The following is a 25,633-nucleotide window of genomic DNA, read 5'->3' on the forward strand; positions in this document are numbered from 1 at the left end:
CAAAACGCTTGGCCCCTGCGTTCGGCACCTCGCTGAGGCTCGGCGTTCCTTCGCTCCGGGATTCATCCGGGGGCATCGCCTACGGTTTGCTTCGCTGCACCTCCTCTCGATGCATGCGGCTTCGCCGCACGGTCGCTGCGCTCCCACCCCCGGATGAATCCCTCCACTCAGCCTCCCGATGGGGCCGGCACGTCAAAAGCGGTACTCGAGCTAACGCTCATTGTTTTGAGTGGTGGGAGGACATATGTGTTGCTTTTGCTCTCTGTGGGAGCTGGCTTGCCAGCGATGAGGGCCTTGAGGTCGGTCCGATTCTCCGGATCTATTCTTGAGTTTGGCCACCACCACCTGCGGTAATCACCTGCACATTCATCCTCGGCGTTGCCAGGTCCAATCCGGCCTCATCCAGATGTCGTTTCAACGACAAATTGAACGCCCGTGAAACCTCCCACTGTTTGATCGGTGCGGTTTTGAACCTTGCACGCAATATCGCGTTGCCGGATTCAAAGCTTTCCACGCCCTGAAATTCCAGTGGCGACCAGATGTTGCGGCGTTGCAGTGGGTCGGTGCGCATTTTCTGGCCGACGTCGCGCATCAGTTTGATGGCTTCGTCGATGCTCATGTTGAACGGCACGGCCACGCGGAAGATCGCGTAGCCGAATTCCCGGGAGTAGTTTTTGATGCTTTTGATTTCGCTGAACGGGATGGTGTGGACAATGCCGTCGATGTCCCGCAGGCGGACGGTGCGGATGGTCAGGCCTTCGACGGTGCCCAGGTGGCCGCCGACGTCGACGTAGTCGTCGATGGCCAGGGAGTCTTCGATGATGATGAACAGGCCGGTGATCAGGTCGGCCACCAGCGACTGGGCGCCGAAGCCGATGGCCAGGCCGATCACGCCGGCACCGGCCAGCAGGGGCGTGACGTTCATGCCCATGTTCGCCAGGGCGACGATCAGGGCGATGATGAAGATCGCCACGAACAGCACGTTGCGGATCAGCGGCATCATGGTCTGCGCGCGAGCGTTGGCCAGGCCTTTGCGTGAACGGGTGAGGGCGTGGTGGACGGCGGTGTCGCTGAGGATCCAGATCAGCCAGGCGAAGATCAATGTACCGATCAGACTGAACAGTTTGACGCTGACGTCGTGGCCTTCGCCTTCGGTGAAGCCGATCAGCGACATGCCCCAGACCCGCAGGCCGAGTTCGATGAAGGCCAGCCACACCAGCAAATGGGCAAGGGTGTAGAAGAAGCTTTTCAGGCGCTCGGAATACAACGCATGGCGTTTCGGCCCGCGTTGGGGTTTGAGGGCGTGGCGGCGGACGAGGCCGTTGATCACCATGCACAACACCAGCAGCACGGTGCAGATCAGCGACTGGCGCAGGGCGGTGCTGGTGTCGCCGGCGGAGACGAAGGTGGCGAACAGCGAAATACCCACCAGCACCAGCGCCGGGACGTACCAGAAGGTGCCGAGGATTTCGATGGTGTCGCTGAGGGCGCGGCGCGTCAGGCGGCGGGACAGTGGCTGGTTGCGGATCAGGTGGGCGATCGGCCGGCGGAAGCGCAGGATGAACAGTCCGGTCGACAGCGCCGCGAGGACATTGGCGACCGTAGCGGCGGTGTGAGCCAGATGCACGCCGAGGCCGGCCACCAGTCGTGGATCGCTCAGGGCTTCACCGAATGCGGCGAAGCTGCCGATCAGCCACAGCGGCCGGAAGGCCTGATGACGCAGGATATACAGCGCGCGATGGCGGTGCGGGCCGTCGAGTACGGAAAAGGCGATGACGCAGATGGCCGAGAAACACGTGCCGACCACCAGCGCATAAGCCAGCACCATCGCCAGGCTTTTGCCCAGGGACGATGGCAGCGCGTAACTCATGTACACCGTGATGACCAGGGCGATCATCCACGGCCCGAGCTTGCGCAGGGCGAAGCGCAGCATGTCGAGGGCTCGGGGATGTTGCGGCAGTTCTTCGGTCAGGCCAAAGCGCATGCGCACCCGGTGGCCGAGCCAGATCAGCGCGGCGGCGAGCAGGCTCCAGACTGCGAGGATCACGGCGAAGGCGAAGATGATCGGCAGCCATTCGCTGGCCGGCAGCATCAGGCCTTTGAGCTCGTCCTGGGCCATGTCGAATTCGGCTGACCAGCGGTTGAGCGGGCTGTCGGCGCCGGTGAACTGTTTTTCGAAAGTGGCGAGGGTGCCGCCGATCAGTCCCAGCACGCCTTCTTCCGGGCTGGCCTGGGCTTTTTTCGTGGCGTCGCGGAGTTTTTTCAGATCGGTCAGCAACTGGGCGCGTTGCTTGTCGTTTTCCAGCGACTTGATGACTTCGTCCAGCGACTGGCCGAGCGGCTCCTGAGCCTCTGGCTGAGCCTTGCCGGAGCCCGTTAGCAGTCCCGGCAGGCCGGCGGCGTCGGCAGGTGCCGGCGACATCAGGGTCATCAGGCAGACGAGGAACAGGCAGGGCAGGGCAAAAAGACGAGCGAACACTAGGCGGTCAACCTCGCAAGGGGCGGATCGGGCGAGTGTACGAGCCCGCCCGATTCAATGCGAGCCGGGCGCGGATTTATTCGTTGAGTTTGGCGAGGATCTTGTAGACCACCGTGGCCAGGATCATCAGCATGCCGATCCACATGGCGAACACCCCGGCGTTCTTGTCACGGAAGTTGAAGCCGATGGCCAGCAGAATCATTCCGCACAGGATGGGAATGAGCATGGAGTGAAACGCAGACATCGAGATCATGGCGACAGCCTTGTCGAAAGGGATTATTCAAGTCTAGGTGGGTTTTCGATGGACGGTGCTGATGTGTATCAGAAATGAGCCGGTTCTGCAGGCCGGGGGATCGCAGCGCGGAGCTGCGATCCCCGTGGTTTCTACGGCAGTTCGCGGCTGGCGTAGAACGCGCTAAGCACTTTGACCAGGTGGGCCAGGTCATGGCTGCCGCACAGTTCGCGGATCGAGTGCATGGCGAAGGTCGGCAGGCCGATGTCGACCGTGCGCACGCCCAGGTGGCTGGCGGTGATCGGGCCGATGGTCGAACCGCAGCCCATGTCGCTGCGCACCACAAAGCTTTGCACCGGCACTTCTTCGGCCATGCACAGATGGCGGAAGAAACCGGCGGTTTCGCTGTTGGTGGCGTAGCGCTGGTTGCTGTTGACCTTGATCACCGGGCCTGCGTTGAGTTTCGGGCCGTGGTTGGCGTCGTGTTTCTCGGCGTAGTTGGGGTGTACGCCGTGGGCGTTGTCGGCCGAGACCAGCAGGGACTTCTGGATGGTGCGTACGAACTCGTCACCTTCCGGCAGCAGACGGCGCAGGGTCTGTTCCAGCATCGGGCCGTCGGCGCCGCACGCCGAGCAGGAGCCAACTTCTTCGTGGTCGTTGCACACCAGCACGCAGGTTTCTTCGGTGTCGGCGGTCAGCAAGGCTTGCAGACCGGCGTAGCACGACAGCAGGTTGTCCAGGCGCGCACCGGCGATGAAATCACCGTGCAGACCGATGACGGCGGCACTCTGGGTGTCGTAGAAACTCAGCTCGTAATCGAGCACCACGTCGGCGTTGAGGCCATGTTCGCGGGCCAGTTGATCGGTGAGTACCGCGCGAAAGTCCACGCGTTCGTCACCGGCGAACTGCGCGAGAATCGGCGGCAGTTCGGTCTGGGCGTTGATGGCCCAGCCCTGGTTGGCTTCACGGTTGAGGTGAATGGCCAGGTTGGGAATGATCGCGATCGGGGCCTTGAAGTCGATCAGCTGGCTTTCGACCTTGCCGTCGCGGCGGAAGGTGACGCGGCCGGCCAGCGACAGGTCGCGGTCGAACCATGGCGCCAGCAGTGCGCCGCCGTAAACTTCGACACCCAATTGCCAGAAGCCCTGGCGTTGCAGTTCAGGTTGCGGCTTGACCCGCAGGCACGGGCTATCGGTGTGGGCGCCGACCAGACGGATGCCGTCGTGCAGCGGCGAGTTGCGGCCCATCTTGATCGCGACAATCGAGGAATCGTTACGGGTGACGTAGTAACGGCCATTGGCTTCGGTGTGCCAGGTTTCGCGCTCGTCGAGGCGCACATAACCGGCGGCCTCCAGGCGTTGAACAAGGCTGGCGGTGGCGTGGAACGGGGTAGGGGAGGCCTTGAGGAAGTCGATCAGGCCTTGGTTCAACTCTTCGCGCATAAGAAGCTCCAGACAGCAATGGGCGGGAGTTTAACGCATCGGCCTGATGCTTGGGACATGACATGTGCCGCTCGCGTCAACGAGCAGCGGCCACGCGTTTTTTCAGGTAGTTCATGATCACTTTTTCGTCTTCGGGCTTTTCCGGGCGAGGCAACTGTCTAGGCCAGCGACTCTGTTCCAGAAGCTTCTTCTGACGGCTCTCGTCCCAGCGCAGGATTTCCCGCGAGGCGCATTCCCACCATTCATGACGACAGGCGCTGTAGTAAGGGTGATCCGGCGCGGCGCTGCCGTACAACAGATCCCGGCCGACCTTGCGCATGGCGCCGCTCTGGTTGCGCAGCTTCCATTTGATCTTCAGTCGCTGCCAGGCGGACGGAAAGGGTTTGACCCGAGGCACGTCAGCGCACAGGTCCACCAGTCGCTGGCTGAATTTCTCGCCGTGCTGGGAGAAGAAAAACGCCTGCATCGCGTGGAAGAAGCGCTTTTCCGCAAAGTAGTGGTAGACGTGTTTGCGGGCTTCCACTACCGGTCGCTCGCGCATCGCATAGGACAGGGCAATCTGCTCGATGGTATGAATCTCGAACCCGCCGGCCGTCCACTCGTCAATCAGGCGGATCGACTCTTCGAACAGCGCAGAGTCGCGGTCGGTGACACCACACAGGCCGCTGTTGTAGAGCTTGAAGCCGTTCTGCGGGGAAACACCGTGGACGCTGAGGTCGCGAGCGAGCTTCAGGTAGTCCGGGCGTTCGAAGACGTCTTTCCAGTCGTATTCGAAGCGGTCCATCACCGACTGATTCACATCGATGTGTTTGAACAGGCTGTTCGGGTCGCTGGTGAACAGGGTGTCCGTGTCGACGAACAGGGTTTTCTCGGCCAGTTGCATGCCGGCGGCAATCGCACAGGCCTTGCGCCGATGGTGGTAGCCGTTCTGTCCCTGCCAGCGGGTCAGGGTCGCTTCGTCGAGCAGCACGGTGTCGACCGGCCAGCCTTCGTAGTCTTGCGGCCGGTCAGTGAGAATCCTGATCGCCGGACGTTTGCCGTTTTTAGCCTGGGACAGGACGGTCAGGATGCTGAACTTGGCTTCGCGCCGGTAGACATCCTGATTGCCGTAGATCAGGTAAAGCAGCTGATGTCGGGCTTTCTTGACCGGTGTTACCAGAGTATCGATACAACTCATCCGAAGCAGAATCCTTTAAAACGGTGCCGGGCATTCGAAGCGCAGACGCTCCCCGGACTGTGGATGGGTGAAGCTGAGCATGCTCGCGTGCAGGCACAGGCGCGGCCAGGCCGCCAGGGCTTGCTCGTGGGCGTAGAGGCCGTCACCGAGCAACGGGTGACCGATCGACAGCATGTGCACCCGCAGCTGGTGCGAACGCCCGGTGATCGGCGTGAGCTCGACGCGGCACCAGTCGCCGCAGCGTTCCAGCACGCGCCAGAAGGTCAGGGCATGCTTGCCGTGTTCGTGATCGACCACATGGCGTGGTTTGGTCGGAGGGTCGTAGCGCAACGGCAGATCGATGCTGCCGCTGTCCAGTTCCGGCTGACCCCAACAGAGCGCAGTGTAGGCTTTCTCTGTTTCACGATCGTGAAACTGGCGCGACAGTTCGCGGTGGGTGTCGGCGTCGCGGGCCAGCAGAATGATCCCCGACGTTTCCCAGTCCAGGCGATGGACGATGCGCGCTTCCGGGTAGCCGTTTTCCTGCAGGCGGGTGATCAGGCAGTCCTTGTTGTCATCGGCCCGGCCGGGGACGGAGAGCAACAGGGTCGGTTTGTTCACCACCAGAACGGCGGCGTCCTGATGAATGATTTGGACGTTGGACAACGGCATTAAAACAGCCTCGTAACAAATGCCAACGGCGGCTCAGGGCCCCTCCGGTATCGGAAGGGCCCTGAGCCGCCGTCGTTCCTGCCGGATCGACTCAGCGGTCTGGCAGGGTGATGTTGAGTTCCAGAATCGAGCAGCTGCCCTGGCTCTCCAGTGCCACGTGAACGTCATCGTTGCCGATGTTGACGTACTTGCGGATCACTTCTACCAATTCCTTCTGCAAGGATGGCAGGTAGTCAGGGGTGCTGCGCTGGCCGCGTTCATGCGCCACGATGATCTGTAGACGCTCTTTCGCGACCGAGGCGGTACTTGGCTTTTTGTTGGCACGAAAGAAGTCAAAAAGGTTCATTACCTACCTCCAAACAGACGCTCGAAGAATCCCTTCTTCTCGACGTTCAGGAACCGGTGTTCTTTTTCCTTGCCCAGCAGGCGATCAACGGTATCGCTGTAGGCCTGGCCGGCGTCGCTCTGATCATCGAGGATCACAGGCACGCCCTGGTTGGAGGCCTTGAGCACGGCCTGGGATTCCGGGATGACGCCCAGCAGGCGTACGGCGAGGATTTCCTTGACGTCTTCGACGCCCAGCATCTCGCCTTTTTCGACGCGCTCCGGGTGGTAGCGGGTGATCAGCAGGTGTTCCTGGATCGGCTCTTCGCCGCGTTCGGCGCGACGGGACTTGCTGGCCAGCAGGCCAAGCATGCGGTCGGAGTCACGTACCGAGGACACTTCAGGGTTGGTCACGACGATCGCTTCGTCAGCGAAGTACATGGCAAGGTGGGCGCCTTTCTCGATGCCCGCCGGGGAGTCGCAGACCACGAACTCGAATTGTTCCTTGAGCTCCATCAGGACTTTTTCCACGCCTTCGACGGTCAGCGCGTCTTTGTCGCGGGTCTGGCTGGCGGCCAGCACATAGAGGTTTTCCAGGCGCTTGTCTTTGATCAGTGCCTGTTGCAGGTTGGCTTCGCCGTTCACCACGTTGACGAAGTCATACACCACGCGGCGCTCGCAACCCATGATCAGGTCGAGGTTACGCAAGCCCACGTCGAAGTCGACGATCACTGTTTTGTGGCCGCGCAGAGCGAGGCCGGTACCGATAGCGGCGCTGGTGGTGGTCTTACCCACACCACCCTTGCCGGATGTAACCACGAGAATCTTGGCCAAGGTGTTTCACCCCTAAGGAAGAAGGACTGTTCAGCCCCTGAAAAACATCTCTTGAAAACTACTGCAGTCGGACAGCCTTGGCTGGAATTCGGCTTTTGGCCTTTTTCCTACTTCGTTTGAGCCGTTTTCGCTACGTTTTAGAGATGCTTGGAAAATGCGGCAGTATCCGTTAAAGCCGAATGATGTTCAACACGTCGCCCGACAGGCTGACCTGTACGCCCGAACCCCACATCGGATCGCGACGCAGGTCCTCGGAAACCTTGTAATGGCCTGCGATGGAGATCAGTTCAGCGCTCAGTTGCTGACAGAAAATCCGCGCCTTGGTGTCGCCCTTGACCCCGGCCAGCGCACGACCGCGCATCGGGCCGTATACATGGATGTTGCCATCGGCGAGAAGTTCCGCCCCCGGGCTGACCGAGGAAACCACCACCAGATCGCCACCTTGCGCATATATCTGTTGGCCACCACGTACTGGCGTGGTGATGACGCGCGTCGGCTTGACGGTTGGTTCAGTTGGCTTTTCCGGCTTCTTTGCCACAACAGGTTCAGCGCTTTCCAGCGGTCGCTCGCGAGCGCCGGACGGCGGCAGCACCGGGATGTCGATGGCGATGGCGGCGGCGATGTCTTCGATGCGGCTGGCACGGATCGCCAGGGTGCGCAGGCCGTGCTGACGGCACACGCGCATCAGGCCCGGCAGGTCGACGGCACCTTCGCCTGGCGGCAGTTTGTCCAGCGCCAGAACCAGCGGCGCGTTGCTGAAGAAATTCGGTGCCTGGGCGACTTTGGCGGCCAATTGCCGATCGAGGCTGTCCAGGTCGTTGCGGGACAGCTCCAGCACTGTAATGGCGAGCATGCTGCCCTTCAGCTGGAACACGGGATCTTGGTCTTTCGGTTCGGTTTGGCTCATGTCGGCATACAACGGCTTGTCACTAAAAGTGCCGAGACTTATAACGAGAACGCCCGCAGGCCGCAAGCCGGGTCGAACGATGTAGAATGCGCGGCCACTGTATTTACGGAAGCTTTAATGGATCGCCCGCGTTTTCGAAAAGCATTTCTTGCCCCACGCTTCTGGCCGCTCTGGTGCGGCCTCGGGCTGTTGTGGCTGATCGTGCAGCTGCCGTATCCGGCCTTGCTGGCCATCGGTCGTTTTCTTGGTGCCCTGATGTATCGCTTCGCCGGCGACCGGCGGCGCATCGCCAAGCGCAATCTGGAACTGTGTTTCCCGGAAAAATCCGCCGCCGAACGCAAGCGCCTGCTCAAGGAAAACTTCGCCTCCACCGGCATCGCCTTCTTTGAAATGGCCATGAGCTGGTGGTGGTCGCGTCAGCGCCTGGCGAAACTGGCCCACGTCGAAGGCCTTGAGCATCTGCAGAAGGCCCAACGCGAAGGCAAGGGCGTGATTCTGATGGCGGTGCATTTCACCACCCTGGAAATCGGCGCGGCATTGCTCGGCCAGCAACACACCATCGACGGCATGTACCGCGAGCACAAGAATCCGTTGTTCGATTTCGTCCAGCGGCAGGGCCGCGAGCGGCACAACCTCGATTCGCTTGCGGTGGAACGTGACGACGTGCGCGGGATGCTCAAGTTGCTGCGCGCAGGCCGGGCGATCTGGTACGCGCCGGATCAGGACTACGGCGCCAAGCAAAGTATCTTCGTGCCGCTGTTCGGCATTCAGGCCGCGACGGTCACCGCCACCAGCAAGTTCGCCCGTCTGGGCAAGGCGCTGGTGGTGCCGTTCACCCAGGAACGTCTGGCGGACGGCAGCGGTTATCGTCTGGTGATTCATCCGCCGCTGGACGGTTTTCCGGGCGAGACCGAAGAAGAAGATTGCATCCGCATCAATCAGTGGGTCGAAGGCGTGTTGCGTGAGTGCCCCGAGCAATACCTGTGGGCACACCGGCGCTTCAAGAGCCGGCCACCGGGCGAGCCGAAGCTGTATGCCAAACGCGGTTGATTGACCCATCCCCATAAGCACCACGGAGCGTTGCGATGAGCCCAGCTGAACCGGTCACAGGTTTGATTCTTTCCGGCGGCGGGGCTCGGGCGGCGTATCAGGTGGGGGTGCTGGCGGCGATTGCCGAATTGCTGCCGTTGGGGGCGGACAATCCCTTTCCGGTGATCGTCGGCACCTCGGCCGGAGCGATCAACGCGGTCAGCCTGGCCAGCGGCGCCACGGACTTTCGCGCCGCCATCGAACGTCTGACGCTATTCTGGCAAGGCTTTCGCAGCCATCGCGTGTTGCGCAGCGACTGGCCGGGAGTGATCCGTCAGGCCAGTCGTTTCGTCAGCCACAGTCTGTTGGGCATGGGTCGGCAAATGCCGGTGGCGCTGCTCAACAGTTCGCCGCTGCGTCATCTGCTCAACGAAAAACTGCACATGCCCGGCATCGCCGAGTCCATCGCGCGCAAGCAACTGCACGCGGTGGCGGTGACGGCGTTCGGCTACGAGTCCGGGCAGGCAGTGACCTTCTATCAGGGCGGCGGCACCATCGATTCCTGGCTGCGTCACCGGCGCATCGGTGTGCCGACGCAGTTGTCGGTGGAGCACTTGCTGGCCAGCTCGGCAATCCCGCTGTTGTTCGCGCCGGTGAAGATCGGCGATGAATATTTCGGCGACGGGGCGGTGCGGCAATCGGCACCGATCAGTCCGGCGCTGCATCTGGGCGCGAGCCGGGTGCTGGTGGTGGGCGTGAGTGGCAACCCGCGCGGATTCGACCCGGCACAACCGCTGGAACGCACCTACACCGGGCAGCAGCCGACCCTGGCGCAGATCGGCGGGCACATGCTCAACAGCACCTTCATTGACAGCCTGGAAAGCGACATCGAGCTGCTTCAGCGTCTCAATCAGTTCAGCCATCTGATGCCCGAAGGCACGCCGACCCGCGCGCTGGGTGTGGCGCCGGTAGAAGTGCTGGTGATTTCACCGAGTCAGCCGATCGATGAAATCGCGGCGCGGCATCGTCAGGAATTGCCGGCGGCGTTGCGGTTGTTTTTGCGTGGGCCGGGTGCGACCAAGACGAGCGGGGCAGGGGTATTGAGTTATTTGCTGTTCGAGGCGGGGTATTGCAGCGAATTGATCGACCTTGGGCGGCGCGATGCCCTGGCCAAGCGCGATGAGCTGTGCCGGTTTCTCGGCATCAGCGAGGCGGTGGTTCCGGCCTGAAATTTGGGGTGCAGCAATCGCTGGCAAGCCAGCTCCCACAGGTCCTTTGGCGTACACAACAGCTGTGAACGACGCATGACCCTGTGGGAGCGAGCTTGCTCGCGATGGCGTCCGTTAGGACGCCGCACTATCAGAAGTGGAACTTCACCAGGAAGCTGGTCACGTTCTGATTGGTGGTGAAGGCCTTGGTGTCGTCGATACCGTATTTGTCTTTCCAGTAGTCGTATTCAACACCGACGTACAACTGCTTCTCGCCGAAATTCAGCGCCTTGCCCAGGTCGTATTTGACCTGCGGGTTGAAGTGCAGGTTGGCGTGGTATTCGCCTTTGTTGTTGACGTCGTTGTCGACCACCCAGTCCATGTAGCCGTCGATCAGGATGTTCGAGTCGCCCACCGGAATGGTGTAGGACCACACTGGTGTGATCTGCCAGACGTTGTCACCCGGACGCGAGCCTTCGGTGTGACGCTGGTAGAAGTTCAGCTGGAAGTAGTCGAAGCCCGGAATGGCCAGGTCGAAGCCCGGGCCGATCAGGTAGGACTCGGTGTCACCCTCGCCGAACTCGTAGGTCATCGCCAGCAGGACGTCCTTGATCGGACCGAACTCGATCTTCTGGTCGAGGACCTTGCCCAGCGAGATGCGTGGCTGGAACTCGCCGTAGTAGGTGTTCGGACCGTTGTTGAAGTCCTTGTCACCGTTGTAGAAGATCTTGTCGAGGAAGAAGAAGTTGTCCCCGTACTTCCACGCATCGGCGTGTTCGAAGGTCACGGTCTGCTGGATGGCCGGGTTGACCTTGAAGTCTTTGCCGTAGAGATAGGTCAGGCTGTTGTTCTGCCATTGCAGCAGGCCGTCGGCCATGGCCTGCCCCCCTGCCAGCAGCGATCCCGCAAGCATCAGGCTGGTGCACATACGTTTCATTCGGTTGCTCCCAAAGTAGGTGTTCCACGTTTATTTTTTTGAGTCGGCGCTCTGGTGTGGCGCCTTTTTTCGTTGCTGCAAAAGTCATCCATCCGGTCAGCTTTCATGCTGTTAGCAAGAGCTGAGCCAAGGCTTTTCGAAAAGCAAAAAAACGCCCGTCGGCTGCTGAAAAACAGTCGATCGAGCGTGTTTTCGGGATGCCTCGGTACTGACCGCGGCCGGGATAAGTTGGCTTTTCGGTCAGGAATTAAATTCGGGCTTTTTTTTAGACCGAATTCAGGAGGCCGCGGAGAATACTGACTCAACGGCCAGGCCTCAAGTGCCCCGCAACAGAGCACCGACGACAGGTAGGGGGCACGGTTGCGGGTCATCTTAGAAGTGCACCTTCACCAGCAGGCTGGCGGTGTTCTGGTTGGTATCGAAACTGTGGGTGTTTTCGACGCCGTATTTGTTTTTCCAGTAGCTGTATTCGGTGCCGACGTACACCTGCTTTTCACCCCAGCCGAGGGCTTTGCCCAGGTCGTATTTGATCTGCGGGTTGATGTGCAGGTTGGCGTGATAGGTGCCGCGTGAGTTCTGGTCGTTGTCGACCACCCAGTCCAGATAGCCGTCGATCAGCAGGTCGGAGTTGCCCACGGGAATGCTGTAGGACCAGCCGGGGGTGATCTGCCAGACGCCGTCGCCGGGGCGCGGGCCTTCGGTCTGGCGGCGATAGAAATTCAGGGTGAAATAGTTGAAGCCCGGCACCTTGAGGTCGAAGCCGGGGCCGATCAGATAGGCCTCGCTGTCGCCTTCGCCGTACTCGTAGGTCATGGCCAGCAGCACGTCCCTGATCGGGCCGAACTCCAGTTTCCTGTCGAAGATCTTGCCGAACGACAGGCGCGGGCTGAATTCGCCGTAGAACGCGTGGGGCCCTTTGTTGCGGTCTTCCTGGCCGTTGTAGAAGATCTTGTCGACGAACAGGAAGTTGTCGCCGTACTTCCACTTGTCGGCGTGCTCGAACGTCACCGTCTGCTGGATCGACGGGTTGATCGCGAAATTCTTGCCGTACAGGTAGCTCAGGCTGTTGGTCTGCCACAGCAATAAATCGCCGGCCATGGCTTGCGATGCGGCCAGCAGGCCGCCGCTCAACAACACGTTGGTTTGAGTCCGGATCATCTGTTGCTCCCTCTTGTTTTTATTGTTTGAGGCAGGGCGTCGCTGACCCCTGTGGGAGCGAGCTTGCTCGCGAAAGCGGTGGGGCATTCAACATTGATGGTGACTGACCCGGCCTCTTCGCGAGCAAGCTCGCTCCCACAGGGTTACTTCGTTAGTGCGGGTGTGCGTGACAGTCGTTGATCGCGGCGCGTTCGGCACCGCCGAGAATGTTGAACAACAGGTTCAGCGTCAGCGCGCTGAGGGTGGCCATGGCGATCCCGCTGTGGGTGATCGGGCTCATCCACAGCGGCAGGTGGGCGAAGAACTCCGGACGCACCACCGGGATCAGGCCCATGCCGATGCTCACGGCTACCAGCAATTGATTGCGACGGTCGCCGATGTCAGCTTCCTGCAGGATCTTGATGCCGGTCGCCGCCACCATGCCGAACATCGCAATCGCCGCGCCACCGAGCACTGCCGGCGGAATCGACGCCACCAGGAACGCCGCTTTCGGCAGCAGGCTCAGGACGATCAGCAGGCCGCCGGCAACGATGGTCACCGAACGGCAGCGCACGCCGGTCATCTGCACCAGGCCGATGTTCTGCGCGAAGGAGGAGTGGGTGAAGGTGTTGAAGAACCCGGCAACGAACGACGCGCCGGCATCACACAGCAGGCCGCGACGCAGCATGCGCGGGCAGACTTCCTGACCGGTGATCTTGCCCAGTGCGAGGAACATCCCGGTGGACTCGACAAAGATGATCACCACCACCAGACACATCGACAGGATTGGTGCCAGTTCGAACTTCGGCATGCCGAAATGCAGCGGGGTGACGAACTGAACCCACGGCGCGTTGGCCATGCCGCTCAGGTCGACCATGCCGATGGCGCCGCAGAGCACGTAGCCCAGGCACATGCCGATCAGCACGGAAATGTTGACCCAGAAACCGCGCATGAAGCGGTGGATCAACAGAATGGTGGCCAGCACCAGTGCGGCGATGGCCAGGTAAATCGGTGAACCGAATTGAGCGGCGCCAGCGCCGCCGCCGGCCCAGTTCACGGCCACGGGGAACAGCGACAAACCGATTGAGGTGATGACCGTGCCGGTCACCAGAGGAGGGAAGAAGCGTACGACCTTGGACATGAACGGCGCGATGATCATGCCGAAGAACCCGGCGGCGATGGTGGCGCCGAAGATTCCCTGCAGACCGATGCCGGGCATGCCGGCCATGGCGACCATGCTGCCGACGGCGGCGAAACTGGCGCCCATCATCACCGGCATGCGAATGCCCATCGGGCCTATCCCTAAGGATTGCACGATGGTGGCGATGCCGGCGACCAGCAGGTCGGCGTTGATCAGGAAGGCGATTTCTTCACGACTCAGGCCAGCGGCCTGTCCAATGATCAGCGGTACCGCGATGGCGCCGCCGTACATCAGCAGTACATGTTGCAAACCGACCAGGATCAGTTGCAAAAGGGGCAAACGCTGAATGGCGGGTGCGTCGGGGATGCGCGCTTTGGACAGCTCGGACATGCAACACCTCGGATCTTTTTTATTCTTGTGATTAACAGCTGCCGGGTTGCTCACAGCTGTTTCTTTGCATCAGGTAAACCGCGTTGCGGCTAATCGCTGGCAAGCCAGCTCCCACACAGGCAGTGCAAAACCCTGTGGGAGCTGGCTTGCCAGCGATGCTTTTACTGCTTAGTTGGTCTGGGCTCCCTGCGCGATCCATGCACCGATCAGGTCACGTTCCTGCTGGGTCATCTGTGTGATGTTGCCCAGTGGCATGATCTGCGTGGTGATGGCTTGCGCCTGGATCCGTGCCGCGTTCTGGCGGATCTGCTCGGGGGTGTCGAACATCACACCGGCCGGTGCAGCGCTGAACAGCGGGCTGGTCGGTTTGGCCGAGTGGCAGACCGCGCAGCGTTCCTGGATCACGTTGTGCACCTTGTCGAACGCAGGGCCGGCGCTGGACGCCTGAGCGGGAGCTGCGGCCGGTGCAGCAGGGGCGGCTGGTTGTGCCGCTTCAGCCGGTTTCGCGCCACCACCCAGAGCCGTTTCCGGCAGCGGCTGGTACTCGATTTTCGCAGGCGCCTTGGCCACGTCCGGACCGGTCGACATCGGCGCAGGACCGGTGACGTACGCCAGACTGATCATGCCCACCGCTGCAACCGGCAGAGTCCAGGCAAACTTGTGGCTGTCGTGACGGGTGTTGAAGTAGTGACGCACCAACACCGCCAACACTGCGATCCCGGCCAGGATCAGCCAGTTGTACTGGCTGCCGTAAGTGCTCGGGAAGTGGTTGCTGATCATGATGAACAGCACCGGCAGGGTGAAGTAGTTGTTGTGACGCGAACGCAGCAGGCCTTTGGCTGGCAGCGCCGGATCCGGCGTGCGGTTCTCGGCAATCGCGGCAACCAGTGCGCGCTGCGCCGGCATGATGATGCGGAACACGTTGCCGACCATGATGGTGCCGATGATCGCGCCGACGTGCAGGTATGCACCACGACCGCTGAACACCTTGCTGAAGCCATACGCCGCGCCGATGATCAGCACGAACAGGATGAAGCCGAGCAGGGCAGGTTTCTTGCCGAGTGGCGAATCACAGAGGAAGTCGTAGATGAACCAGCCGGCGATCAGCGAGCCGATGCCGATGGCCACGCCTTCAGGGCCGGTCAGGCCGCTGCCGGGTGCCACGAGGTAAAGCACGGGGTTGGAGTAGAACACCACGCACAGCAGCGCGATCCCCGACATCCAGGTGAAATAGGCTTCCCATTTGAACCAGTGCAGGTTCTCCGGCATCGATGGAGGGGCCAGTTTGTATTTTTCCAGGTGATAAATACCGCCGCCGTGGATCGCCCACAGATCACCGGCAAGACCGGTTTTCGGATTGACGCGGTTGAGGTTGTTCTCCAGCCAGACGAAGTAGAACGACGCGCCGATCCAGGCCACGCCAGTGATCATGTGAACCCAGCGCACGCTCAGGTTCAGCCATTCCAACAGATGTGCTTCCACAGTCTTTACCTCTCGCCTGTCACTCTTGTTGTCGAGTGATCAGACCTTCTCTTATTGGTGGGGGGCGAGGATCAAACGCTCATCCTCTTTGAAAAAATGCTCATCGCAGTTATTGCCTGTGCCACTGCGATCAACCACCAGGAAGTCATCCCGCTTTTCGATCGTCAGCACCGGGTGGTGCCAGACGCCGCGATGGTAATTGATGCCCTGCCTGCCGTTGGTGACGAAGGCGCGGACCAAGCCTGATACAGGTACATCGCCAAGTGGCGCGACCACGATCAGAAAGGGGTTGCCGAGCAGCGGAATGAAAGCCTGGCTGCCCAGCGGATGGCGTTCCAGCATGCTGACGGTCAGCGGCATGTCCTGCGCGTCGGCGCGGAAGATGCTGATGATCGCGTTGTCCTCAGGCGTCGCGGTTTCGACCGTCGCCAGTTTGTGGAAGCGCATGGTCGAACCGTTGTTGATCATGAAGTGATCGCTGCCGTCGGTTTCGATCACGTCACCGAAAGGGGCGAAGGCTTCTTTGGTCAGCGGTTCAATCGTCAGTGTGCGCATGCTGTTCTTTTCCGAATTCTGTGTTGTTGGTTCTATCGTCATCGCTGGCAAGCCAGCTCCCACAGGTTTTGTGTACACCACAGTCTCCTGTGGGAGCGGGCTTGCCCGCGATTGGGTTCAGCGCTTATTTAGCGACCTTGCCCAGTACGCGCAGGCGGCTCACACCACCATCCGGGAACACGTTCAGACGGATGTGGGTGATCGGGCCCAGTGCCTTGATCTGCTCGACGAAGGTGTGTTCGGCGTGCATTTCCAGCTTCTGGCTTGGCAGCAGTTCGCGCCAGAACAGCGACTGGGTTTCGATCTGGCTGTCGGTGCCGCCCTTGACGAACGCGCCCTGGATCGAGCAGGTGTCCGGGTAGTTGCCCTTGAAGTGCAGGGTGTCGACGATGATTTTTTCGATCTCGCCCGGGTGGCCCAGCGCGACGATCACCCAGTCATTGCCCGGGGTACGACGACGTGCGGTTTCCCAGCCGTCGCCCATGTTGATGCCACGGCCCGGGTTGAGGATGTTGCTCATGCGGCCGAAGTGTTCGTCGGAGCAGGCGAGGGCGCGGCCACCGTTGAGGGCTGCAGCCAGGTCGACTTGCTCGTTGTCGCCAACAGCCGACCAGTCGCGGAACGGAATGCCGTACACGCGCAGACGGGCCACGCCGCCATCCGGGTAGATGTTGAAGCGCAGGTGGCTGAACGCCTTGTCGTTGCTGATTTCGTGGTAGTGGTGGCTGTTGCCTTGCAGCTCGACGGCCGACAGCACTTCGGTCCACTGGGTGTTTTCGTCCGGCTCGCCCGACGCCAGGAAGCACGCTTCCAGCGAGGCCGATGGCGGGAAGTTGCCGGTGAAGAATGAAGTGTCGATGTCCACGCCTTTGATCGAACCCGGTACGCCCAGGCGGATCACCGCGCTGTCGTAGCCTTCGAAGCGCTTGCGACGGGATTCCCAGCCGTCCATCCACTTGCCGTTGTCATCGAACACGCCCTCCTTCCACACGGCCGGGGTCGGCTGAAACAGACGATTGGCGTCTGCGAACCAGTCATCGGTGACCGAGATGATTTTGGTGCCCAGACGGGCATCGGCCAGGTTGACGAACTTCTCGAAAGGTACGGCGTAAGCTTTCATTCTTCTTGTCTGCCTTTAAATAAGTGGCTTGGGATGCTTGCAAGGCCCTGGGCGTTCTCCGCGTCTGACACGCTCGGGCCAGGCTTGCTAGAGAGTCAGTAATCGGAACAGGGCGATCTTGTTGATCTCCGCCAGCGCGCATTTGAACTCGGTGTCGACCGGGTTGTGAATGCGCGTTTCGAACGCCGCGAGGATCTGATGCCGGTTGCTGCCTTTTACCGCCATGATGAAGGGAAACTTGAACTTGGCTTTGTAGGCGTCGTTCAGCTCGGTGAAGCGCTGGAACTCTTCGGCCGTGCATTGGTGAATACCGGCGCCAGCCTGTTCATTGGTGCTGGCTTCGGTCAACTCGCCCTGGACGGCGGCTTTGCCGGCCAGGTCCGGGTGAGCGTTGATCAGTGCCAGCTGACTGGCGTGATCGGCGCTCAACAGGATGTCGCTCATGCGCTGGTGCAGGGTTTCGATCTGGTCGATCGACGCGTCCTGGCCCAGGTCGAAGGCCTTCTCGGCCACCCATGGCGAATGTTCGTAGATGTCGGCGAAGGCTTTGACGAAGGCGTCGCGGCTCAGGGTCGACGGTTTCAGGGTTTGAAAGGTGCTCATTTGGCAGCCCCCTGGTACGGGTGGGTTTCGTGCCAGTGACGCGCGATGTCGACGCGGCGGCTGAACCACACCTGTTCATGACTTTTAGCGTATTCGATAAAGCGCTTGAGCGAAGCCAGGCGACCCGGACGGCCAATCAAACGGCAATGCAGGCCGATCGACAGCATCTTCGGTGCTTCGGCGCCTTCGGCATAAAGCACGTCGAATGCATCTTTGAGGTATTCGAAGAAATCGTCGCCCTTGTTGAAACCCTGGACCTGGGTGAAGCGCATGTCGTTGGTGTCCAGGGTATACGGGATCACCAGGTGCGGCTTGCCGGTCGGGTTGTTCGGTTCCCAGTAGGGCAGGTCGTCGTCGTAGGTGTCGCAGTCGTAGAGGAAGCCGCCTTCTTCCATCACCAGGCGACGGGTGTTCGGGCCGGTGCGGCCGGTGTACCAGCCCAATGGGCGCTCGCCAGTGAGTTCGGTGAGGATGCGGATCGCTTCGAGCATGTGCTCGCGTTCCTGCGCCTCATCCATGTACTGGTAGTCGATCCAGCGGTAGCCGTGGCTGCAGATCTCGTGGCCGGCCTCGACCATCGCGCGGATCACGTCCGGGTGACGCTGGGCGGCCATGGCCACAGCGAAGATGGTCAGCGGAATATCGAATTCCTTGAACAGTTTCAGGATCCGCCAGACACCGGCACGGCTGCCATACTCGTAAAGCGATTCCATGCTCATGTTGCGCGCGCCTTGCAGAGGCTGGGCCGCGACCATTTCCGAGAGGAAGGCTTCCGATTCTTTGTCGCCGTGCAGAATGTTGCGCTCGCCGCCTTCTTCGTAATTGAGTACGAACGACAGGGCGATCCGGGCGTTGCCCGGCCAGTGTGGGTGAGGAGGGTTACTGCCGTAACCGATCAGGTCGCGTGGGTAGTCAGCGCTCACTGCAGTCTTCCTTCTTATTCGTTGACAGATTGTGTGGCGCCCTGAAGTTTGGATGGCAGGCTGGCGTCACAGCGATGGGCTGATTGTATACAACTTTATTCTCAATTTGTAAGCCTGAATTTTCGCATTTTTCACCGGCTGTCATCTTTTGCTGTTAATGGCGTGAACCTGCAAGAAACCTGCCTGACCAGTCAGCTAATGGATTGGGGGTTCAATGGATGCGAGGTTAAGCGGCAAATCACCGGGAAATCGAAGGATGGCGGGGATAACAGGAAAAATGTCGTTTTTATTGTGTACAATTTTTTTGAAAAGTGTCTTAATCAATCGCTCGCCGCAGCTTTTCGTGCTCCGAAACGGTGCGGTCTCCTTTTCAACTGACTTCGGGAGGCGCGAAGTCTGACTGCTCCACGCAGGCAGGCGCGCAGAATCAATGGGACGTTTGACAACACACGTTTTGGACGCTGCACACGGTTGCCCGGGCAGCTCGATCAAGGTCGAGCTGTACCGCGTTGAAGGTTCGCATCTGGAATTGGTCGCCAGTGCACTCACCAACAGCGATGGCCGGGTCGATGCGCCGCTGCTGCAAGGCGATGACTACCGTACCGGTGTCTATCAGGTTCAGTTCCACGCTGGCGATTACTATCGCGCCCGTGGCGTCCAGTTGCCGGAGCCGGCATTCCTGGACGTGGTCGTGCTGCGGTTCGGCATTTCTGCCGAACAGGATCACTACCACGTACCGTTGCTGATCTCGCCTTACAGTTATTCCACGTATCGGGGCAGCTGACCCCCAAGCAGCTGCCCCTACCGGGAAGCGACTGCGCATATAGCTTCTTTGGTCTTTCGCCCGCTCACACTGCGGGCTTTTTTTCGTCTCGCGAATGGTGTTACGGATTACAGGCTGGCAAGTGTTTCCAGTCTCGACTCGTCATCCCTGACAATGAAAACGGTATCTGTTTGCGAAGCAAGGACCTGAGACCCACCCTTGAGCCAGACCAGTTTTTTTTCAGCGTGCGCCTGGAGGATTTCCTGCAGTGCCGCGTACCCGATCTGGGTATTCAGCCGGGCGTCGGTCGCATTCGGATCGGTATTCAGAGGTTGATGAATTTTTCTGCCTTTGACGCGATACAGGCTGATGAAAAAGACGAAGGGATGATTCCTGCGACGGAACACCAGGGCTGGAAAGGCATTCGTTGAAGTCGGCGGAAAAACATCATAGCCCTGTCGGTTCAGGATTGCGGTCATCATCCACTTGAGCTCGGTACCTGACTGCGTTGTCTTGAAATCGTCCCATTCCTGCCTGGTCAAATTGAAGTCCAGCCGCTTTAGAGGGCCTTCCGGGGACGAGGTCGGTAAATCCAGAGTCCGGGCGAATCCCGGCCCCATACTGGCCGTTGGCAATATCGGGAGCATCAGCAATGGATCAGCCAACGGCGGTCGAGGTGCGCTGTTGCCACTTTTCCAGTCATTGAATGTTTGCCGCAGGCGGGTCAGGCCGACGCCTGTTGCCAGGTCTCCATCGTTGGCCAAACCGAATTGGCGCCTCGCCACTTTGGCCACTGAGATTTCCGACAATTGCGGAAAATAGTTGGCGATGTATTGCTTCAGCGGGTGTTGAAAGGGAAGGTTCGGATCGACCTCCCATTGATTGGCTGGCGGAACGCGGATCGCGCCCCTGGGTTGCTGCATCAAGTCTGTGCCGAGGATGCGCTCCATGTAGTCGAAATCGTATATCCAATGTTCCGGATTCTTGATGTAAACGATCGGGTGATCGGGATCGCTACCGCGTGGCACAAGCAGAAACCGGATGCCATCGACTTCAAGGCTGGAGGAGGATGCATGTTGGGGTGGCGCTTCCCATTTTTTCCAGGGATCGGACCAATCATCACCCGTCGAGGTGGAGGAACGTTTGGGCGCGACGACTTCTTCAGGATCCTCATCCGGGGTTCGCAGACGCTTGACGGTCAATCTGGAATCGTTGTCACCGGCGCTCTCGGCTGTTGGCTTCACGCGCCAGGTGAGGGTGCCTTCCAAACGTTCGACACGTGGGCCGGAAGGCCTGAAGTCACTGTTCAACCTGGCCCGGTAATGATTTTCCGAGTCGATGCCCAGCAGCACGGTTCCTCCTTCCTGAAGATCCACGAAGTGTCTTTGCGTTCCGAGTTCGCGAATGCCGGAAAGCGCATTCGGCGCCGGCAGCCTGGCTAACTGATTGGGCGGGAGGAAGAAGTGCTCGATCGGCGCATGGACGGTGACCGGGGTGATATGTGTTTCGAGCGGAAGGTCGGCAATCTCCAGAGACGCGGACCGGGAGGAGGATGATTGAACAGGTGTGTCGGGGTGGTCGACAGGTGCCCGCTCTGTGCCATGGGAGGTAATGTTCAGCGGCAGTCGGTGCAGTGTTGGAGGCCCGACGTCGGGAAGGGTGAAGGTTGTGTCGGGTGAGGGGTTGTTGGCACCGGGTTTCAGGGGGCGTTTGGGGCTCATGGATTATTTCACTCGCAAGGTCGATTCACGTTGATCTGGCCAGAAGAGGTCGGATGTTCGGTGAATCAACGCTGCGATGTGCGGTACATATATCTATTCGTGAGGCGAAATGTTGCCGTTTGTCACTCGCGCTCGATGGTCTCAGTGACTGCTCAGCAGCGAGGCTGCACCTGCACCGCCAAACAGACCGGCGCTGATGCGGTTGAACCAGCTCTGGCCCTTGCCGCTGCGCAGGTAGCGTGCCGCGCCATGGGCGCCGAGGCCGTAGGTCAACTTGCACAGCAGATCGAGCACCGTCCAGGTCGCGATCATCACCAGCAACTGCGGCAGGAAAGGCTGCTCGGCGCTGAGGAACTGCGGCAGGAAAGCCGCGAAGAACAGGATGTCTTTCGGATTGCTGGCGCCCAGTACAAAGGCGCGCCCGAACAGCGCGCGGAAACGCGGAACCGGCGCGGCGTCCGGCACTGTGGCGCCCACCGCCGGCTGGCGCGATTGCTGCCAGCTCTGCCAGGCGAGGTAGAACAGGTAGATTGCGCCGACGATTTTCAGGGCGCTGAACAGTTTCTCGGACGCCAGCAGCAGGGCGCCCAGCCCCAGCGCCGAGGCACTGAGCAGGCAGATCGAGGCGAACACGCCGCCAAGAAACGCCGGGTACGATCGACGCAGACCGTAATTCAGACTGTTGCTGATCATCAGCAACGACAGCGGCCCCGGAATCAGGATCACCACCAGCGCAGCGCCGCTGAACAGCAGCCAGGTTTCCAGACTCATCACTTGCTCCTTTTTATCGTTATCAAGAATGTGCAAAAGCCCCACCCGTTGGGGTGAGGCTGTTTTGTTGCTTGAACCGCGTAGCGCTTACAGGAAGATGAACTTGGCGATGAAGATCGCGCAGAGCACCCACAGGCTGACGGAGATCTCTTTGTATTTACCGGTGCCGGCCTTCAGCGCGACATAGGTAATGAAGCCCAGCGCGATACCGTCGGCGACCGAGAAGGTCAGCGGCATCATGATCGCGGTGACGATCGCCGGAATGCTGTCGGTCGCTTCGTCCCATTCGATGTGCGCCATGCCGCCCATCATCAGCATCGCTACGTAAATCAGCGCGCCGGCGGTGGCGTAAGCGGGAATCATGCCGGCCAGCGGTGCAAAGAACATCGCGGCTATAAATAGCACACCCACGGTGACTGCGGTAAGACCAGTCCGACCACCAGCCGCTACACCGGCGGCACTTTCCACGTAGCTGGTGACCGGCGGAACGCCAACCACTGCGCCGAAAACGCTGGAGGCGGAGTCGGCTTTCATGGCGCGCGACAGGTTTTCGATACGGCCGTCAGCGTTCACCAGGTTGGCGCGCTGTGCGACGCCCATCAGGGTACCGGCGGTGTCGAACATGTGCACAAAAAGGAAGGCGAGGACCACGCTGATCATGCTGACGTTGAACACGCCGGCGACATTCATGGCCATGAAGGTCGGCGCCAGGCTCGGCGGGGTGGACATGATCCCTTCATAGTGCACGATGCCCAGGCCCCAGCCGGCCAGGGTCACGGTGATGATGCTGATGAGGATCGCGCCGAACACTTTGTGGTAGCTGAGGATCGCGATCATCAGAAAGCAGATGGCGGCTAGCAGTGGACCGGGTTCACGCAACGAACCGAGCTTGATCAGGGTAGCCGGGCTATCGACGACGATGCCGGCGGTTTTCAGGCCGATCAGCCCAAGGAACAGACCCACACCGGCGCCCATCGCGTAGCGCAGGCTGACCGGAATGCTGTTGAGCAGCCATTCGCGGATCCGCGAGAAGGTCAGGATCATGAACAGCACGCCCGAGACGAACACCGCACCGAGGGCGGTTTCCCAGTTGTAGCCCATGGTGCCGACCACGGTGTAGGTGAAGAACGCGTTGAGGCCCATGCCCGGCGCCAGGCCTACCGGCCAGTTGGCGTAGAGGCCCATCAGCAGGCAGCCCAGCGCGGCGGCGATACAGGTGGCGACGAAGGCTGCACCGTGATCGATCCCGGCATCGGCCATGATGTTCGGGTTGACGAAAATGATGTAGGCCATGGTGATGAAGGTTGTCAGACCGGCAATCAGCTCGGTCTTCACCGTGGTGCCATGCAAGCTGAGTTTGAAGATGCGCTCCAGCAGGCCATTGCGTAAAGGCGGCGAGAGTTCCAGCGTCGATGCTTCGGATTTGCGGCTTTCCACAGCGAGTACTCCTCAAGAGTTTTATTGTTATTTCCAGGACCGGACCCATGAGGGGTGGCAGCAGTCCTTTGAGGCATACGCGAATTTGTTGACCATGCGGTCAGGAACTCGCACGCTGTGGATTATGCTTTTGTGTACAAATAAAGCAAATATTGTTTTTGGTTTTGTAGACGAAAAGATTGGCGATCGAGCTATATCACTCGTTCGAGCGGTTGGTTCCCAGCGCCAGATTTACCGCCAGCCAGCCGTTTACCGCCGTCTCGCCCGCTTCGGCAAACACGCGCTCGAGCAATTTCACCTGTTCGCGGCGCAGCGCCTGTTCAAATTTCGCGCCTTCGACGGTCAGTTCCAGCAGGCGTTTTCGCTTGTCCGTCTCGGACGCCACGCTGTCCACCAGATGCATTTCCTGCAATTGCCGCAACGGCATGTTCAGCGCTTGCTTGCTGACGCCGAGCAGTGCGAGCAATTCCTTGACGCTCAGGTTCGGGTAGCGGGCGATGAAAAACACGATGCGTTGATGCACGCGGGACAAGCCGCGACGCTCGAGCATTTCATCGGCCTTGGCAGTGAACGCCTGGTAACCAAAGAAAAAGGCTTCCATGGCTTGTTGTTGGCTGGCGCAGTTTTTAAGGTCAAGCATATTGACGTTTCCGGGCAGGTTGTCGTAATTTCAGTCAATAAGTTTGACTCATTTTTTCCATGCCTCGCTAGCGGTGACTTCCATGGCTTTTTCCGAACGTGTCTCACGCCTCAAAAGTTCTCTGATCCGTGAAATCCTTGCTGCGGCCCAGCGTCCGGAAGTGATGTCCTTCGCTGGCGGTTTGCCGGCTGAAGCGATGCTGCCGAAGGTCGAGTGGGCCGACATGCCGCTGTCTCTCGGCCAGTACGGCATGAGTGAAGGCGAGCCGGCACTGCGTGAAGCGCTGGCGGCAGAGGCGAGGGCACTGGGGTTGCCGTGTGAGGCGAGTCAGGTGCTGGTGGTCAGCGGCTCCCAGCAAACCCTCGACCTGGCGGCGAAGCTGTACATCGACAAGGGCACCGAAATCCTGCTCGAAGCGCCGACCTATCTGGCGGCGCTGCAGATTTTTCAGCTGTTTGGCGCTGATTGCCTGACTGTACCGCTGGAGGCTGACGGTCCGAACCTCGCGCAATTGCGCCAGCGTCTGGAACAGCACCGCCCGGCGTTCATCTATTTGATTCCGACCTTCCAGAACCCGTCCGCCGTGCGCTACAGCGAAGCCAAGCGCGCAGCTGTCGCGGCACTACTCGACGAATTTGGCGTGACCCTGATCGAAGATGAGCCTTATCGCGAGCTGACCTTCGACGGCGGCAGCGCCCAGCCGATTGCCGGACGCCTGAAAAAATCCAGCTGGATCTACACCGGCACCGTGTCGAAAACCCTGCTGCCGGGCCTGCGTGTCGGCTACCTGATCGCCAGCCCGGATCTGTTCCCGCACTTGCTCAAACTCAAGCAGTCAGCGGATCTGCATACCAACCGCATCGGTCAGTGGCAGGCATTGCAGTGGATCGGCAGTGAGAAATATCAGCAGCACTTGAGTGAATTGCGCGGCTTCTACCGTCAGCGCCGCGATGCCTTTCAAGCGGCACTGGAAACCCATTTCGCCGATCTGGCGGACTGGAACATGCCGCAGGGCGGGCTGTTTTTCTGGCTGACCCTGAAGCAACCGCTGGACACGCGCACGTTGCTGAACACTGCGCTGGCCAATGATGTGGCGTTCATGCCGGGTGAACCATTCTTCCCCGAGCCGGATCGCAATCCCGGCCACCTGCGCCTGAACTTCAGTCACATTGATCCTTCACGACTGGACGAAGGGCTCAAGCGTCTGGCGGCGGTGGTGCGCCAGGCCCAGGCTGCGCAGGCAGCATAAAAAAACCGGCCATCAGGCCGGTTTTTTTTGATTCAGATTGCGGCGAACCGCTTGTTCAGATATTCGATGATCGTGATGGACTCATACATCCAGGTGGTCTGGCCGTTTTCTTCGATGCGCAGGCACGGCACTTTGATCTTGCCGCCCTGTTCCAGTAGGATCTGACGATCCTGCTCGTTGTTTTTCGCATCCTTCAGGGCCACCGGAACGTTCAGGCGGCGCAGGCTGCGGCGGGTCTTCACGCAGAACGGGCAGGCGTGGAACTGATACAGGGTCAGGTCTTTGGCGGCGGCGTCAACCTGAGCCTGGGCAGCGGCGGGGCGCTGTTTCTTGCCCGGGCGGGTGAGGAAATCAACGAAGATGATCAGTTGGCCGAGGCCGACACGAAGCGCTTTGACGAACACGTTACAAGCCTCACAGGGACATTGAAGAAGGCGCGCAGCTTACCCGATTTTTCACGGACGAAAAAAAACCGGCGATC

General features: G+C 60.2%; 25 protein-coding genes. 4 read left to right on the forward strand and 21 right to left on the reverse strand.

Annotated elements, in window-relative coordinates; translation table 11 throughout:
- Positions 1–319: 319 nt before the first annotated feature.
- From IHQ43_RS08840 to minC, 8 genes are all read right to left on the reverse strand, one after another.
- Positions 320–2,479 (reverse strand): mechanosensitive ion channel family protein, encoded by a 2,160-nt coding sequence (locus tag IHQ43_RS08840; protein ID WP_192564073.1) that lies wholly within the window; start codon positions 2,477–2,479, stop codon positions 320–322.
- A 76-nt stretch (positions 2,480–2,555) separates the two neighbouring features.
- Entirely contained in the window at positions 2,556–2,732 is a 177-nt protein-coding gene (locus IHQ43_RS08845; RefSeq protein WP_007960078.1) for a hypothetical protein, read from the reverse strand.
- Positions 2,733–2,863: 131 nt separating this feature from the next.
- Positions 2,864–4,153, reverse strand: a complete 1,290-nt coding sequence (locus tag IHQ43_RS08850) for a M18 family aminopeptidase (protein WP_007960074.1) — start codon at positions 4,151–4,153, stop codon at positions 2,864–2,866.
- Between the two features lie 76 nt (positions 4,154–4,229).
- On the reverse strand, positions 4,230–5,330 hold the full coding sequence (locus IHQ43_RS08855) for a hypothetical protein (protein ID WP_192564074.1): 1,101 nt from the start codon (positions 5,328–5,330) through the stop codon (positions 4,230–4,232).
- A gap of 15 nt (positions 5,331–5,345) precedes the next feature.
- Positions 5,346–5,981 (reverse strand): RluA family pseudouridine synthase, encoded by a 636-nt coding sequence (locus IHQ43_RS08860; RefSeq protein ID WP_039769876.1) that lies wholly within the window; start codon positions 5,979–5,981, stop codon positions 5,346–5,348.
- A gap of 91 nt (positions 5,982–6,072) precedes the next feature.
- Positions 6,073–6,327 (reverse strand): cell division topological specificity factor MinE, encoded by a 255-nt coding sequence (minE, locus tag IHQ43_RS08865; RefSeq protein ID WP_007960071.1) that lies wholly within the window; start codon positions 6,325–6,327, stop codon positions 6,073–6,075.
- A complete protein-coding gene (minD, locus tag IHQ43_RS08870) occupies positions 6,327–7,139 on the reverse strand; it encodes a septum site-determining protein MinD (RefSeq protein ID WP_007960065.1) in 813 nt (270 codons plus the stop codon). Before minD ends, minE begins: the two co-directional genes overlap by 1 nt.
- 169 nt (positions 7,140–7,308) lie before the next feature.
- Positions 7,309–8,046, reverse strand: coding sequence for a septum site-determining protein MinC (minC, locus tag IHQ43_RS08875; protein WP_192564075.1), 738 nt, complete (start codon positions 8,044–8,046; stop codon positions 7,309–7,311).
- Positions 8,047–8,163: 117 nt separating this feature from the next.
- On the opposite strand from minC, the gene IHQ43_RS08880 reads away from it, so the two are divergent.
- Complete coding sequence (locus IHQ43_RS08880) at positions 8,164–9,096, forward strand: lipid A biosynthesis lauroyl acyltransferase (RefSeq protein WP_192564076.1); 933 nt, start codon at positions 8,164–8,166, stop codon at positions 9,094–9,096.
- 35 nt (positions 9,097–9,131) lie between these two features.
- Positions 9,132–10,304 (forward strand): patatin-like phospholipase family protein, encoded by a 1,173-nt coding sequence (locus IHQ43_RS08885; protein WP_192564077.1) that lies wholly within the window; start codon positions 9,132–9,134, stop codon positions 10,302–10,304.
- A gap of 130 nt (positions 10,305–10,434) precedes the next feature.
- On the opposite strand, the gene IHQ43_RS08890 is transcribed toward IHQ43_RS08885, so the two are convergent.
- The 8 genes from IHQ43_RS08890 to puuE all read right to left on the reverse strand — a co-directional run bounded on the left by IHQ43_RS08890 (position 10,435) and on the right by puuE (position 18,571).
- Positions 10,435–11,220 (reverse strand): outer membrane protein OmpK, encoded by a 786-nt coding sequence (locus tag IHQ43_RS08890; protein ID WP_102718282.1) that lies wholly within the window; start codon positions 11,218–11,220, stop codon positions 10,435–10,437.
- Positions 11,221–11,592: 372 nt separating this feature from the next.
- A complete protein-coding gene (locus IHQ43_RS08895) occupies positions 11,593–12,378 on the reverse strand; it encodes an outer membrane protein OmpK (RefSeq protein WP_192564078.1) in 786 nt (261 codons plus the stop codon).
- A 151-nt stretch (positions 12,379–12,529) separates the two neighbouring features.
- The gene (locus IHQ43_RS08900) at positions 12,530–13,888 is read right to left on the reverse strand and encodes a nucleobase:cation symporter-2 family protein (RefSeq protein ID WP_085608811.1); all 1,359 of its coding nucleotides are present in this window, start codon (positions 13,886–13,888) and stop codon (positions 12,530–12,532) included.
- Positions 13,889–14,056: 168 nt separating this feature from the next.
- Positions 14,057–15,370 carry a urate hydroxylase PuuD gene (locus tag IHQ43_RS08905; protein ID WP_192564079.1) on the reverse strand — a complete coding sequence of 438 codons (1,314 nt, stop codon included), beginning with the start codon at positions 15,368–15,370 and terminating at the stop codon, positions 14,057–14,059.
- A gap of 51 nt (positions 15,371–15,421) precedes the next feature.
- On the reverse strand, positions 15,422–15,925 hold the full coding sequence (locus tag IHQ43_RS08910) for an ureidoglycolate lyase (RefSeq protein ID WP_027613342.1): 504 nt from the start codon (positions 15,923–15,925) through the stop codon (positions 15,422–15,424).
- Positions 15,926–16,049: 124 nt separating this feature from the next.
- Positions 16,050–17,045, reverse strand: a complete 996-nt coding sequence (alc, locus tag IHQ43_RS08915; protein WP_007960036.1) for an allantoicase — start codon at positions 17,043–17,045, stop codon at positions 16,050–16,052.
- 87 nt (positions 17,046–17,132) lie between these two features.
- Positions 17,133–17,648: a 2-oxo-4-hydroxy-4-carboxy-5-ureidoimidazoline decarboxylase gene (gene uraD / locus IHQ43_RS08920; protein ID WP_007960034.1), complete on the reverse strand. Its 516-nt coding sequence runs from the start codon at positions 17,646–17,648 to the stop codon at positions 17,133–17,135.
- On the reverse strand, positions 17,645–18,571 hold the full coding sequence (puuE, locus tag IHQ43_RS08925; protein ID WP_192564080.1) for an allantoinase PuuE: 927 nt from the start codon (positions 18,569–18,571) through the stop codon (positions 17,645–17,647). Before puuE ends, uraD begins: the two co-directional genes overlap by 4 nt.
- Before the next feature lie 430 nt (positions 18,572–19,001).
- Between puuE and uraH the strand changes: the two genes are divergently transcribed.
- Positions 19,002–19,355, forward strand: coding sequence for a hydroxyisourate hydrolase (uraH, locus tag IHQ43_RS08930; protein WP_011333195.1), 354 nt, complete (start codon positions 19,002–19,004; stop codon positions 19,353–19,355).
- Between the two features lie 107 nt (positions 19,356–19,462).
- On the opposite strand, the gene IHQ43_RS08935 is transcribed toward uraH, so the two are convergent.
- From IHQ43_RS08935 to IHQ43_RS08950, 4 genes are all read right to left on the reverse strand, one after another.
- Positions 19,463–21,055 (reverse strand): hypothetical protein, encoded by a 1,593-nt coding sequence (locus tag IHQ43_RS08935; RefSeq protein WP_192564081.1) that lies wholly within the window; start codon positions 21,053–21,055, stop codon positions 19,463–19,465.
- A gap of 141 nt (positions 21,056–21,196) precedes the next feature.
- Positions 21,197–21,826, reverse strand: coding sequence for a LysE family translocator (locus IHQ43_RS08940; RefSeq protein WP_192564082.1), 630 nt, complete (start codon positions 21,824–21,826; stop codon positions 21,197–21,199).
- A gap of 87 nt (positions 21,827–21,913) precedes the next feature.
- A complete protein-coding gene (locus IHQ43_RS08945; RefSeq protein WP_192564083.1) occupies positions 21,914–23,263 on the reverse strand; it encodes an NCS2 family permease in 1,350 nt (449 codons plus the stop codon).
- 196 nt (positions 23,264–23,459) lie between these two features.
- Positions 23,460–23,903, reverse strand: coding sequence for a MarR family winged helix-turn-helix transcriptional regulator (locus IHQ43_RS08950; RefSeq protein ID WP_192564084.1), 444 nt, complete (start codon positions 23,901–23,903; stop codon positions 23,460–23,462).
- 82 nt (positions 23,904–23,985) lie between these two features.
- On the opposite strand from IHQ43_RS08950, the gene IHQ43_RS08955 reads away from it, so the two are divergent.
- Positions 23,986–25,152 (forward strand): aminotransferase-like domain-containing protein, encoded by a 1,167-nt coding sequence (locus IHQ43_RS08955; protein ID WP_192564085.1) that lies wholly within the window; start codon positions 23,986–23,988, stop codon positions 25,150–25,152.
- Positions 25,153–25,184: 32 nt separating this feature from the next.
- On the opposite strand, the gene IHQ43_RS08960 is transcribed toward IHQ43_RS08955, so the two are convergent.
- Positions 25,185–25,556, reverse strand: a complete 372-nt coding sequence (locus IHQ43_RS08960) for a glutathione S-transferase N-terminal domain-containing protein (protein ID WP_192564086.1) — start codon at positions 25,554–25,556, stop codon at positions 25,185–25,187.
- Positions 25,557–25,633: the final 77 nt, after the last annotated feature.

This window comes from Pseudomonas gozinkensis (assembly GCF_014863585.1).
Lineage (GTDB): Bacteria > Pseudomonadota > Gammaproteobacteria > Pseudomonadales > Pseudomonadaceae > Aquipseudomonas > Aquipseudomonas gozinkensis.